The 12,561-nt window shown below is 34.2% G+C and carries 14 protein-coding genes and 2 pseudogenes; 5 read left to right on the plus strand and 11 right to left on the minus strand.

Features of this window, described 5'->3' with window-relative positions; genetic code table 11:
* Positions 1-46: 46 nt before the first annotated feature.
* The gene (locus tag EJN90_RS02655; RefSeq protein WP_126108749.1) at positions 47-589 is read right to left on the minus strand and encodes a hypothetical protein; all 543 of its coding nucleotides are present in this window, start codon (positions 587-589) and stop codon (positions 47-49) included.
* Between the two features lie 271 nt (positions 590-860).
* Positions 861-1,823 (minus strand): annotated as a pseudogene (locus tag EJN90_RS02660) (IS256 family transposase).
* Between the two features lie 140 nt (positions 1,824-1,963).
* Here EJN90_RS02660 and EJN90_RS02665 point away from each other — a divergent pair.
* The 4 genes and pseudogenes from EJN90_RS02665 to EJN90_RS13840 all read left to right on the plus strand — a co-directional run bounded on the left by EJN90_RS02665 (position 1,964) and on the right by EJN90_RS13840 (position 3,854).
* Positions 1,964-2,158: an Arm DNA-binding domain-containing protein gene (locus tag EJN90_RS02665; protein WP_126108750.1), complete on the plus strand. Its 195-nt coding sequence runs from the start codon at positions 1,964-1,966 to the stop codon at positions 2,156-2,158.
* A gap of 15 nt (positions 2,159-2,173) precedes the next feature.
* Positions 2,174-2,422, plus strand: a pseudogene (locus EJN90_RS14165) (tyrosine-type recombinase/integrase); the annotation flags it as partial.
* On the plus strand, positions 2,405-3,112 hold the full coding sequence (locus EJN90_RS02670) for a site-specific integrase (RefSeq protein ID WP_265415847.1): 708 nt from the start codon (positions 2,405-2,407) through the stop codon (positions 3,110-3,112). The pseudogene EJN90_RS14165 and the gene EJN90_RS02670, both read left to right, overlap by 18 nt.
* A gap of 601 nt (positions 3,113-3,713) precedes the next feature.
* A complete protein-coding gene (locus tag EJN90_RS13840; protein WP_164543984.1) occupies positions 3,714-3,854 on the plus strand; it encodes a hypothetical protein in 141 nt (46 codons plus the stop codon).
* A gap of 398 nt (positions 3,855-4,252) precedes the next feature.
* On the opposite strand, the gene EJN90_RS02675 is transcribed toward EJN90_RS13840, so the two are convergent.
* The 5 genes from EJN90_RS02675 to EJN90_RS02695 all read right to left on the minus strand — a co-directional run bounded on the left by EJN90_RS02675 (position 4,253) and on the right by EJN90_RS02695 (position 8,178).
* The gene (locus EJN90_RS02675; protein WP_126108752.1) at positions 4,253-5,110 is read right to left on the minus strand and encodes an AAA family ATPase; all 858 of its coding nucleotides are present in this window, start codon (positions 5,108-5,110) and stop codon (positions 4,253-4,255) included.
* An 18-nt stretch (positions 5,111-5,128) separates the two neighbouring features.
* Positions 5,129-6,163, minus strand: a complete 1,035-nt coding sequence (locus tag EJN90_RS02680) for an ROK family protein (RefSeq protein ID WP_227872560.1) — start codon at positions 6,161-6,163, stop codon at positions 5,129-5,131.
* Between the two features lie 452 nt (positions 6,164-6,615).
* Complete coding sequence (locus EJN90_RS02685; RefSeq protein ID WP_126108753.1) at positions 6,616-7,134, minus strand: GNAT family N-acetyltransferase; 519 nt, start codon at positions 7,132-7,134, stop codon at positions 6,616-6,618.
* A gap of 18 nt (positions 7,135-7,152) precedes the next feature.
* Positions 7,153-7,605 carry a MarR family winged helix-turn-helix transcriptional regulator gene (locus EJN90_RS02690; protein ID WP_126108754.1) on the minus strand — a complete coding sequence of 151 codons (453 nt, stop codon included), beginning with the start codon at positions 7,603-7,605 and terminating at the stop codon, positions 7,153-7,155.
* A gap of 135 nt (positions 7,606-7,740) precedes the next feature.
* On the minus strand, positions 7,741-8,178 hold the full coding sequence (locus EJN90_RS02695; protein WP_126108755.1) for a hypothetical protein: 438 nt from the start codon (positions 8,176-8,178) through the stop codon (positions 7,741-7,743).
* A gap of 948 nt (positions 8,179-9,126) precedes the next feature.
* Between EJN90_RS02695 and EJN90_RS02700 the strand changes: the two genes are divergently transcribed.
* The gene (locus EJN90_RS02700) at positions 9,127-9,771 is read left to right on the plus strand and encodes an HD domain-containing protein (protein WP_126108756.1); all 645 of its coding nucleotides are present in this window, start codon (positions 9,127-9,129) and stop codon (positions 9,769-9,771) included.
* Positions 9,772-9,982: 211 nt separating this feature from the next.
* Here EJN90_RS02700 and EJN90_RS02705 read toward each other — a convergent pair whose 3' ends face one another.
* The 4 genes from EJN90_RS02705 to EJN90_RS02720 all read right to left on the minus strand — a co-directional run bounded on the left by EJN90_RS02705 (position 9,983) and on the right by EJN90_RS02720 (position 12,561).
* Positions 9,983-10,621 (minus strand): cysteine hydrolase, encoded by a 639-nt coding sequence (locus tag EJN90_RS02705; protein ID WP_126108757.1) that lies wholly within the window; start codon positions 10,619-10,621, stop codon positions 9,983-9,985.
* Positions 10,622-10,648: 27 nt separating this feature from the next.
* On the minus strand, positions 10,649-11,191 hold the full coding sequence (locus EJN90_RS02710) for a helix-turn-helix domain-containing protein (protein ID WP_164543985.1): 543 nt from the start codon (positions 11,189-11,191) through the stop codon (positions 10,649-10,651).
* Between the two features lie 273 nt (positions 11,192-11,464).
* Positions 11,465-12,025 carry a hypothetical protein gene (locus EJN90_RS02715; RefSeq protein ID WP_126108759.1) on the minus strand — a complete coding sequence of 187 codons (561 nt, stop codon included), beginning with the start codon at positions 12,023-12,025 and terminating at the stop codon, positions 11,465-11,467.
* On the minus strand, positions 12,022-12,561 hold the full coding sequence (locus EJN90_RS02720) for a hypothetical protein (RefSeq protein WP_126108760.1): 540 nt from the start codon (positions 12,559-12,561) through the stop codon (positions 12,022-12,024). The genes EJN90_RS02715 and EJN90_RS02720 overlap by 4 nt, the downstream gene beginning before the upstream one ends.

Below are 12,561 nucleotides of genomic sequence, written 5' to 3' on the forward strand. Positions count from 1 at the left end.
TACTACTCCAAAAATGGTAATGGTTTTAAATTATAAAATAATAAAACTATTCTCTTTCAATGAATTTATTCCGAATTTCCTCAATCAAAAATTCGGTTTCAACACTGATATTTATTAGCTGTAACTTTACTTCATCTTCATTAAACTTCGTATTGTCACCTAATTCTGAAAATAAAAAGTTGGTTGAATCAATGATGGATTCAATATTTTTATCAAATTTTTTGGGGAAATAATGCTTTTTTGCAGAGATATAATCAATATGATTATCAATAGTATGAAGGTAATTACGTAATCTTTCTTGGTCAATTTCACTAAGATTACCATCTTGATTGGTCTGTTTCCTAACTAGCATTCTGATTCTTAAGAGATTTCCATTAATTTCTGTAATTTTCTCTAGAGTAGTATCTATTATGATATTTTGTTTGTCATACCAAACTTTTCTTCTAGAAAATCTGAACTCATTATCTTGCATTTCTTTTTCTAAATTTTGCTGTTTCTGTCTATTTTGATCTGTTAAATAAATAGAGTAAACAGAAACACCTATTGCAAATATTGATATCACTAAATTTAGAATTTCAATCCAATTCATTTTATTCTCCTAATTTTTCAAAATTTTAAGATTATAATATTAACCTGAATAATTCATACCTTTTATAAAGGGCTAAAATGAATTCTTAAAATAATTTATGCTCAGCATTATTTAAATGGGAAGTTCAGAACTATGTATTCCATTAGTTAATAATTTTTTAGATGGCTTGATATAAATAGTTAATTAAAGTTATTGTATAAACTTTGATTAAGTATTAATCGGGAGCGTCAATAATTTTGTGTAAATGGTTCTTCCCTACTGTAGATTGTTTCTAATTCTCCATCGGTTGACTCAGCATTTGTTCGAGCTCGCCTTCGGCCTGTTGGAAACCTTTATGACTGCGACCTAGGAATTTTTGGTTGTAAGTATCAAAAGACGAGACTAAGAAACGTTCCATCGACTCTTCATTTTGGAACTGTTCCTTGCGGTGGCTGTATTTCTTGATTTACTTATTAAAGGATTCAATCACGTTCGTAGAGTAAATAGTCTTGCGTATGGCTAATGGGAAATCATAGAAAGTGAGCAGGTAATCGTTCGAAAGGATCGATTCCACCATTTTTGGATAGCTGGTTTTCCATTTTTCCGCAAAAGCACCACGAGCTTCCCATGCCGCCTTTTTAGATGACGCTTGATACACCATTTTAAAATCATCACAGACTTCCTTTGAACCGTCCGGGCGAATGCCAACTGCGATATGAATGGCTTCCTTGGCGACGGTTTTCCGCTTTAAAGGGATATAGGTTGCGTCCATATAAATAGCGGCATAACGGTCATGAAGCTCACGTTCCTTAAATGAAGTGACTTCTTCCGTAAATGATTTAGTCATATTGGACATGGTTTGGGGCGTGTAGTGATGCCCATACATTTTCTCAATCAAGTCTGCGATTTCCGACATGGTAATACCTTTTCGGAAGAGGTGAATGACGGTCTCCTCTAAGGTATCATTCGTCCGTCTATAAGCAGGAACAGTCTGTTGCTTGAACTCGCCGTTGCGGTCGCGTGGAATCTGGAGATGAAGTTCCCCGTACTCGGTCTTGACCGTACGGTCATAGGAGCCGTTGCGAGAATTACTCGTGTTAAAACCAATGCGATCGTACTTTTCGTAATCGAGGAAAGCCGTTAACTCCGTTTTGAGAAGCGTATTGACAGCTTTTTCCAAATGGACACGGAATAATTCATTCAAATCGCCTTTGTTCACTAGAGTCTTTAGAATTTCTGTAGTAAAATCGTTCATATGGAAATCCTCTTTTCTGTGAATGTGTTGTGGTAACTCTATTCTACAGAAGGGACTTCTTTTTTTCTATTTACACAAAATATTTTACACTCTCTTTCATAAAGCATAGGCGTGTGCGTGAATGAAAGGAAAAGATAATAATGATAAAGAAATACAGTTTAAAAAATGGCGACACTCGATATATGTTTCATTCTTACATTGGGGTGGATCCAGTCACAGATAAAGATGTTTATCGTAAACGAAGTGGCTTTAAAACGAAGAAAGAAGCAGAAATTGCTGAAGCAAGATTAATTAATGATTTTCATAAAAATGGTTTTCCATCTCAGAGGAAATGAAGTACCTTTAACGATGTTTATGATTTGTGGTTAGAATCTGAATATATAGATAACGTTCAAGAGTCCACACTCAACAAAACGATGCGTGACTTCAAAAATCACATTGTCCCCTCTTTTGATGGGATGAACATTCGTGAAATAAAACCTGATCATTGCCAGTCTGAATTAAATAAGTGGCGTGATAAGCTAGTCAATTATAGACGTATAAAGAATTATGCAAATCGTGTGTTTGATTATGCGTTAAGAATGGATATTATCGACAGCAATCCATTTGATAAAGTGACAATTCCAAAACGGATTGAAACGATTGAAGAAAGTGAATTTGAGAATTTCTATAGCAAAGAAGAATTAAACGAGTTCTTAGATTATGTAAAAGAAGATTTAGAATTGAATTGGTATACCTATTTCAGATTATTAGCTTATAGCGGTGCTCGTAAATCAGAACTATTGGCTCTTAAATGGTCCGATATTGATTTTGATACATCTACACTCAATATCAACGAAACACTCACTAGAGGCTTAAATAACAAGATTATCGTGCAACCTACGAAGACAGTGAACGGTCGAAGAGTAATTGATATGGATTATGATTCGATGAAGCTTTTAAAGCAGTGGAAGATGTATCAGGCTCAATTCATGCTGAAACTTGGCTTTAATACAAATACACCCGATCAACATATTTTTGCGAATACGAGAAATAACTTTTATTCTATTAACGTACCGAATGACCGTATGAGAAATGTGCAAAAGCGTAATGGACTCAAACAAATTACCGTTCATGGGTTGCGACACACGCATTGTAGTGTCCTCTTCTCTATGGGAGCTTCAATAAAAGATGTTCAGGCTCGTCTAGGGAACACGGATATTCAAACAACAATAAATATCTATGCTCATGTCACAAAAGAAGAGAAGAAAGATACCGCAGATAAATTTGCGAAGTTTATGGAAAATTAATGACTAGTTATAAAATATTAAATAAAGGAGACGTCTTATGGACTTGATACAACGAGCAATAGAGCTCAGATGGCCTGTATTATTATTCGAACTTATTTTTTTAATTGGGGGAATTTTGCTTATAGTTAGTGGAAGAAAAATACGTAAACAAAGCAAAATCTCATCCTTACTCAATATGATTATAGGTTTAGTAATTGCACTGGTTTCGATATACACTTTGTATTGGACAATTATTCTTGGTTATAATTCTTAATCACCTGATTTTTAAAAAAAATCGTTCATGAACGTTTATATGACAGCGATTCCGAAAGATTTTAACGAGCAACTATGCACCAACCAACTTGAAATCATCTTAGAAACGCCGTCTCAACAGACAAATCAAAAACCATTACCCTTTTTCTACTAGTAATGGAAATGGTAATCGTTTATAGCATTTGCTAACAAAGTGTAAAAAGCAAAAGAGCCTTCAAACCGGAGTTTGAAGGCTCTTAGCAATGCTTAGTAAAGCTATTATGGAGTTGAGACATTTATTTTATCTGACCAAACAAACCCACAAAAATGGGAAGGAAGCTACACAATATAAAAAATGTGTACTTCCTACATGGTCGAATTAATTTTTACAGACCCCAAAATAGAAGTGACAGGGGTTTACGGAACAAGAAAGTATGATGATGGTTTTACGATTCCCTCACTCATTCTGACAACTGAAAATGAGATTCTATCATTTTTAGCTAATGAATAATAGTAAGAAAAGCGAACAAGTCCGCCTTGACCTATGAAAAAATAGGAAATTTGACCCTGAATTGTCAGGAGACTTCACGCTTCAGCGGGTTAGTCGAATGATATGCGTTAGCGAGCAGCGAAGCGCGCAATGGGGCAAATTTATCTTTTTTTCACTAGGGCAGGACTTGGGAGCTAGACATTGATGGCTGAACTTATAATTCTCTAGTCTACAACGAAAAGCTCCTGTCCGGTTACGGGCAGGAGCTTCATCTTATTCTTCTATCTAAACTTTGGAACTAACTCATTCTCGTTCCAAGACTGCTACATAATTCTATCGACCATTTGATCCAGCTCGTCAAGCTCTAAATTTTTGAAGATTGCAACGACTTTTGTCCCATTCCCTTCTCCATTTTTAAACTATTCAAATTCATCCCCATGCTCTTTGAAAAATTGATAATAAGCCTGGACGTTTTCTAATTCGGTCCATTTTTTTACATCAACTGGATCAGAATCCAAATCATAGATTTTTGCTTCACGAATGGCTAAGAAGAAAGGTGAATGAGTTGAAATGATGAATTGGCAGCCGAAAAAACGGGCTGAATCTTCAATGAATTTCATCAGCTCCAATTGTCTGGCGGGAGACAGGCTATTTTCTGGCTCATCCAATACGTAGAGCCCGTTTTCTTCGATCTTATTGGTAAAGTAATGGAAGGCATTTTCACCGTTTGAAAATTCTCGAACATTATCCATCAATTCATTGCGCACATAACGTGATTGGGTCTTGCTTCTTGATAAGACTACTTTTCGTAATTGTTCATAATCTTCCAGGGAACGCATTTGAAATTTTGAGTGCTTCACTTCTAAATATTCTTCGAATAAGTCTTCACGTTTTGAATCGATCCCGTCATTCAAGGAACGAACATTTAAAATATAATCAAACACATCATCACTGGTAATAATCCTGCTATGACCAGGGATCGCTCGTTCGAATTCCACATCGCAAAAAGAAAGATAATCTGAAAAAAAGTTTGATTTGTTAAAGTTGGAATCTCGTTGCAGCTCCAGTTTTTCTGCAATAATGTTTAATGCTGTTGTTTTCCCGGAACCGTTCCCACCATATAATAAGGTAATCGGTTCAAAATCTATTCTTTCAAATCGGTGCTTAGACAGAATTTGAAAAGGATAAAATGAATCATAGACCGTTCGCTTGATTTCGATAAAAAAATCGAATTCTCTTTCTCGGTCAGGAAAGGTGATAGATTGTAGATATCGCATAACCAGACTCCTTCCTGTTTAAATCAGCTCGTTTAACTCTCCTTGTTCAGCTTTCATTTTACCATACGCAGCCGCGCCAATAACTCCAGCAAAGTCACTTAATTCACCAATCACGATATCGCAAGCCGTTTGAGAAACCTTCAAAGCATGGTTAGATACAATCTCTTTGGCACTGTTCAATAACCTGTCTCCAGCTTTTGATACACCTCCACCAATGATTATGCGTTCTGGATTAAAAAGGTTCATGATATTTTTTAAGCCGTATCCTAAAAACTCTCCGCTCTCCTGAAAAACCTCCACACATACTGCGTCTCCACTATCGAACCCTTTAGAAATAATTTCCGGTGTCAGTAAAGAGTAATCATCGTTAAGCCACTTTGTCACAATACTTTCACGATGCTCCACTTTTTCCATAAAAGTCCTCTGGATCCCTCTCGCAGACACGTATCGTCCTAAGCAACCTTTGCTTCCACATTTGCATTCTCGTCCGCCGATGACAACGTTCATATGTCCCACTTCGCCAGCGCTATTCTTGGCTCCATACAAAACCTGATTATTTACTACCACACCAGCACCCAAGCCAGTTCCAATCGTTAACAAGACCAGGTTTTCCTTCCCCTTCCCTTTACCAAAAAACCACTCGCCGTATAAATTCACACGGACATCATTATCAATAAAAATTGGCACATCTATATGTGCTTTTATTTCTTGAATAATCGGAACATCTGACCAATCGGTAAAATTGGGAGAGAAAATAGATATTCCTTTTTCAATATCCATGATTCCTGGAACACCCATTCCAATTGAGTACAAATCCTTTTCAGATAATTCCATAGTATGTATTGCTTGGTGGATTGCCTCAACAATAGTAAAAATAACTACTTTCGGTCCTAAATGCTCATTGGTTTTCTTTCTAATTTCACATACTTGATTAAATTCCTGATCGAAGATACCGACTTTAATATTGGTCCCGCCCAGATCAATCCCACAGTAATACATATTTTCCTCCTCAATAATCGAACTATAAAAGCTAAACTTTAAAATATTTACCATACTTGTTTCTCATTATATCAATATTTTCGCGCATATTGGATGATTATCCAATTTCAATCTTGAAAAAGCGAAGAAGTTTTTTAATACCGAGCAAGTTTTTGTAACATTGCTTATCATCACAACTTCCGAGCTAGTGTTATCAAAATAATGAAGTGTATTTTAATTTTACCTTAAGCGATCTGATACATCCTCAAGAAATTTCAGCTTTAAAATGGAACTAACTTCATTTATTCTTCTAGTCAAAGTACGATTTCCTCTCACTAAACGAATAAATAGCACTTATTCGTCTAGTAGACTATTAAAAAGCTTCCCACTGAATGAAATTCCACTTTAATTTCATTCAGTGGTGCTCAAAGACTGCCTTACTATATGAAATAAAAAAAGAAGAAAAGCATTTGATCTGCTCGTCTTCTTTCTTAGTGGTGTTAACCTCTTATTTCAGTTTTCTTCATTTAACTTAATTTTTTCGTCATTATAAAATCTAATTGTTCGTCATCACCCATGAAAAATGAATGAGCACCCGTTCGGGTAAAGCCCATCTTTTCGTAAAAAGCTTGAGCAGGAGAATTATGTTCCCATACGCCTAACCAAATACTATTTTTGCTATTTTTTTGAGCAAGTTCAATTGCTTTATTTATTAACATTTTGCCAAATCCTTTTCCTTTAAAAAGAGGCTTGATATAGATTCTCTCTACTTCTAAGGAATCTGCCGTTCTTTTTTCTGTCTGTGCTTGGTTGATGTTAATTTTTGAATATCCCGCTAATCGATTCTCATCGTACAAAAAGTAAAAGAATGTATCTTTCGTAAGTAGTTCTTTTTCTAGTTGTTGTACGTTATACGCTTTATCTAGATAGGCTTTCATATTCTCTTCGGTGTTGTGTTCGTCAAAAGTATCGCGGTATGTTTCAATACTGATTTTTTGTAAAGCTTGTAAATCCTCTATCGTACATTTTTTTAGTTCAATCGTCATGAATGACCCTCATTTCTCTTAGTAATTTCGTTTATGGCCTTTCTTTACTTGTTCCCAATCAATTTCTACATTTTTCCGTGCTTTTTCTAAAAGAGAAGCTAGGGTGGCCACTTCTTCTTGCGATAAACCTTGTAGAGCAACTTCATTCGAGTAGTTGTTTTCTTTTATAATATAGGGGGCAAGTTCCTTTCCCTTTTCTGTTGGGAAAAGCTTTTTGATTTTTTTATTCTCTTTATCAGATCGTTTTTCAATAAAACCATTCGTTTCTAATTTTTTTATCGCCCGCGCAGCAGTCGTCCGATCTACTTTAATCATTTCTGCTAATTTTTCCTGAATGATTCCTGGATTCTCGTAAATCCGCACAAGATATAAATACTGCCCACGTGTCAAATCATATTCCTTGAACTCAATATTTGCGATTGAGTCCAACGCTCTAGCAATCATTCCGATTTCTCTTAATATCTTAGTCACAACTTACCTCCTTCGCATACTCTTTACTTATTTTAAGTTATTTTTGTTGCAAATACAACAAAAATAAACTAACAAAAAAACTGTTAAATGAAATAATAGGACATATATTTCATCTAACAGTTTCAATTTTTTATTTTATTTCGCCTCATAGATTTGTTTGTTTTTCATCAGAAACAAAGAGACTAGTGAAAGTTGAATGATCGTCATCAGAAGATCGTGGTTGTACAATCGTACTAATCCGACATACAAAAGAATCAGTAGTGCAAGCTCAAGAGAATGGATAAGAATCTTTTGTTTCCTCACTAGCAGATAGACAAGCGATGAACAAACAAAAGCTATCAAGAATCCTGTAAACATCACTCGGCCTAATCCTTCTGAATACCTCCACTGAAAAAATGGGATCGTGCCTCCTAAAAAGAAAAAGATAATAAAAACAAAAAGAAAACCAAGAACAACCACTAACTGTGAACCAGAACCTTTTAATTTTAATGCAACATAGTAGATGAATGTACAAATAAAGATAATCAGCAAATATATATAAGCATTATCCAGTAAAAATAATTGAATGTTCATTTTTTGTCCCTTCCTAGTTTTTATTACTATTTATATATCTTACTATAAATATTGGAAATTGTTCTCTTCAAAAGAAATTAATGAACGAGTCATCTTAGTACAATCAAAATAGTTAGGAAGCTATGAGTACTACAAGATAAATGTATGTAAAACTCTCTAATACGAAAGTTTATCAAACGGTGTTTTACATATCCAATAATATATTTAAATACTCCTCACAAAAAAACTAGACAGAGCCAAGGGGAAGTTTGCCTAAAACCCCAAAATGTTCGGTAAGGAGAACCGCTCAATAAGAGGTTCTTGAGAAATCTATGACCACTAGAAAATCGATATAGCTCGTGCGAAACAAGACGAAGTAAGATGCTGTGTTGCTGACGCTGGCTAAATGAAAGAGAAGCTTGTAAGTCATCCTTAAATTAACTAGGATGGAAACCAAATCGGTTGAACGAGAAAACTTTTCATATGAATTTTGTATAGAGGAAGTGATAGTTCATTTTTTTAATTTATTTTTTGTTTTTCAATACAATTATAACTCATGAGAGCTACAAAAAAATACTTTAAAAAGAGAAGAAAATGAATTTCAGTTTCCTTCTCTTTTCATCATGATTAATCTCTTTAGCAATATATCACTCATTTTCAGTCTTAAATGTTTATATGCCAGCATAAGCTTCTTTTAATTTCTCTGAAATAGTAAATCATTAGTACAGTTTTCTATTTAACCTAAACCAATTAGTTCAAGTATACTCAATATTTCAGTTAACACTCAAAAACACCCTTGCTTCATTTACAACTAGTATCTAACAGAAGAATAAATTATGTGAAAATATTTGAATATAGTATAATCGATTGAAATGAATAAAATGAAAACTACAGAATACTATATTGAGCAATTAGAGTATCAACTAAAAGACAGAGAAGCAATGTATAGAAAGGTTGTGCACTAGTCCATTGAGTGATGTTATTAACAAAGAGTTACAATTATATATCGAGCAACACATTATTCCTCAATATGATTTACTTGATGAAAGTCATTCAAGCATTCATGTTGAACAAGTTATCCAAAATAGTTTTGAAATTATGACCAGCTATCAAGTGAACCAAGATGTGGTTTATACAGTTGCTGCCTTTCATGATATTGGTATGCTTTACGGTAGAAAATTACATGAAGTAAAGTCGAAAGAAATTTTCGAGTCTGATGAATATATGAGGACTTATTTTAGTTTGGATGAAATAAAAATAATTGGAGAAGCAATCGAGGATCATCGTGCTTCGATTGATTATGAGCCGCGTTCTATTTACGGAAAGATTATTTCTGAAGCCGATCGAGATATCGACTTTGAACGTATTCTTATTAGAACCATGCAGTATGCAGTCCAAAAGAAAAAAATCACTTCCCAATCGACACTGATTAAAGAAGCATACGAGTATATGAATACAAAATATGGACCAGATAGCGGAATCGTTTTTTGGCTGAATTATTCTAAAAATGTAAATAAACTAAATCACATCCATTACCTATTACGGAATAAAAATGATTTTGAAAAAATTTGCAACGAAATCTATCAAAAAGAAATACGTCGACTTGCATTATAAACTTATCTGTCGATTAGCACTAAGGAATTTCAGCCCAACGCTCTCGCAGGAGCACACATGAATTTCTCAATTTATTTGACCCTTATCATTCACTTTACACCGTCATATTGAGAGTCCTATATGAGACAGCGTAAAGTGAATAATGTTTCTGTTATTTTGTGTATTCGTAGATTTTTTATTTATTTATACTTCCACGTTCTTCACCAATTTTTTAATTCATAAACTCTGACAAGACACGTGTTTTAATTTTATTTTTCTTGTAATTAGCAAGGGCTCTATCAAGAAATGTATCATTAATTGAAAAAACAGCATCGCTTAAAACGATCACTTCATATCCCCTATTTCTTCCTCCCAGTGCGGTTTTATATACACAGGCAGAAGCATCTGCCCCAATCAGATAAAGAGTAGTTATACCTTCTTTTAGCAAATATTCTTCTAATTCATTGCTAGAAAATGCATCTGTTTTTTCTTTGCTGAAAATATGTGGAGATAATACACGAAGTTGACTGCTCAATTCTGCACCAACTGAACCTTTTTTATATAATCCTCCAGACAGCAATTTATCAATAGGATTGGAAAAACCTTGTGTTAAATAAAGAATATCAATATGATTATTTTCTGCATACGTAATTGCAGAATTGATATTATTCATTAAAGAATCTGTATTGCCGTATTCTTTAATTCCCAATGTATCATTTTGAATATCAAGAACTAATAACGCACTCTTAGGACGCGAATTTTCTACTATCTTTTCTCCAGTAGTTATTTTTGACAGTTTATAAATTCTAAATCCAAAAATCCCCCCAATTATCAGCAACACTCCTACAATAGATAACAAGACTTTAAACATTTTTTTCTCTCCTTCTTTTTGTTTCTTTTACTTTTTTTCCTTTCCTGGAGGGGTAATTATTGTTGCAAAAGTATGTAAATCTTGTTCAGGATTGGTTCTTTTGAAAGCTGGTTCTAAGATTTTTTTTATTTCTTTCCCATATACTGCTAGTTCATCAGTCGTTGCATAAATAGGAACAGCACTAAATCCTGAACCATCTTCGGCAATGTTAATAGGTTCTTGCTTAGAATAATTGTCGAACTCTACTAATAATTCGGTAACAAAATCAGAAAACATCTTTGCATAAGCATCCCCGTCGTTTAATGATATAACTGAATTACCAAAATTCAACATGGATTCCGCTAATTTGTAACTTTTTTCGATAGCCCCTCTTTTTTGAGTTTTGGAGGCAACTTCTAGAATTTCTTCTTCTTCCATTTTTTTTAAAGTTCTATATAAAGTCGCTTGGGATATAGAATCATTAAGTTCTAAAAGCTCTTGTGGGGTTAAAACGGGGTGTTGGTATAAACTCAATACTATTTGAGACTTTATGGGATTTTTCATGCATTGTAATAATTTTTTTATTTCCATCAATAATTTCTCCTTCATTGTTATCTTTATGATAATATTATCATTTTGATAACAATGAAGTCAACAAGAAGTCCTAACCACTGAGATTAAAGAAGAACCCTGTTTGAATAGGGTCTTTGCTTTTTGGCTGAACTATTTTTAAAATAAATCTTTTATTTACTAAAAAATAGGCGATTGCTTGTAGCTATAGGAAGAAAAAAATGGGACACGAGCCCAAAATCTTCATAGCTTCACACAAACAATCTCCTCATTCAAAAAGGTACAATACAATTATTATTCTTTACTCCGCGGAACTGATTCTATGTGATAAAATAATTCGAAGATAAAGGCTCCTTGGTAGCCATTCTCTCCATTTTTTTCGAAGTTAAAGGAGTATATATTCCAAATACGCTCAAATTCCATTAGACGTTCAATTAAATTTTGCATATTTTCAGAATTATCACTGCTGATTTCTACCTGATAGCCGCTTTTCATATAGCTCTCATCCAATTCTTCGATTGATTGAGGTTCACTAACACGTGAAACTTGCCTTAAAGCTACCTTTTCTTCTGTGGCAAGTTTCTCTAAAGCAACGATTTCTTGATTAACCATTTCTCCTTCAGGTAAAAAATTCCACGTTTCTTCATAGTATTCTTGGTATTCCTCAAGCAGCGCTTCTTCCGAGGGATACAGAGCCATTAACTCTTTTTGCTCGTTTACCAGTCTTGTTGTCCGATCCGCCTGCTCTTTTATTGGACTGAGTAAATATCGATTCCCGTAAAAGAACACGCTCAAAAGGACAATCACGAAAATGAGCAAGAGGGATATAGATAATCGGTCCCATTTTAGTCTCATGGACGAACCTCCTCTCGCAGAATTTCTTCATCCAGTTCTACTCTTAATTCGACGAGAGATTCTGGTTCGGAGGTTTGATTTTCGATACGAATCAAATGTGTATTCTTAATATACGGAAGCTCATTGAATCGATTGATTGTTTCAGATATTTCGTCAATAGACATTTTTTCAAGAACTAATGTTGCTTGATTTGATTCATTCAAGCCAAATATTGAAATAGATTTTTCTTCATTAGGAACTTGAGCGGCTAATTCTCTGACTACCCCACTCATTGGATATTGTTTTCCTTCAAATATTGCTTTATTTTCTGTCAATCGTTTCGTTAGTTGATCATATTTTTCCATCTGGCGAGAAATTGCTAATTGATCTGCTTCTTCCCGAAGCCAATTTTTATTTGTTTCGTCTGTTTGGACATAGTGAGTATAGGAAAGGAAAAAATAAATTCCCATCGCAATAAAAAGGATCGCAAAAATTCCGCTCATTAAGTGAGGAAGAAGGTTTCTTTGTTTCTTTTCAAAAAAATTGACTTCAAACAT

Source organism: Jeotgalibaca ciconiae, assembly GCF_003955755.1.
GTDB lineage: Bacteria > Bacillota > Bacilli > Lactobacillales > Aerococcaceae > Jeotgalibaca > Jeotgalibaca ciconiae.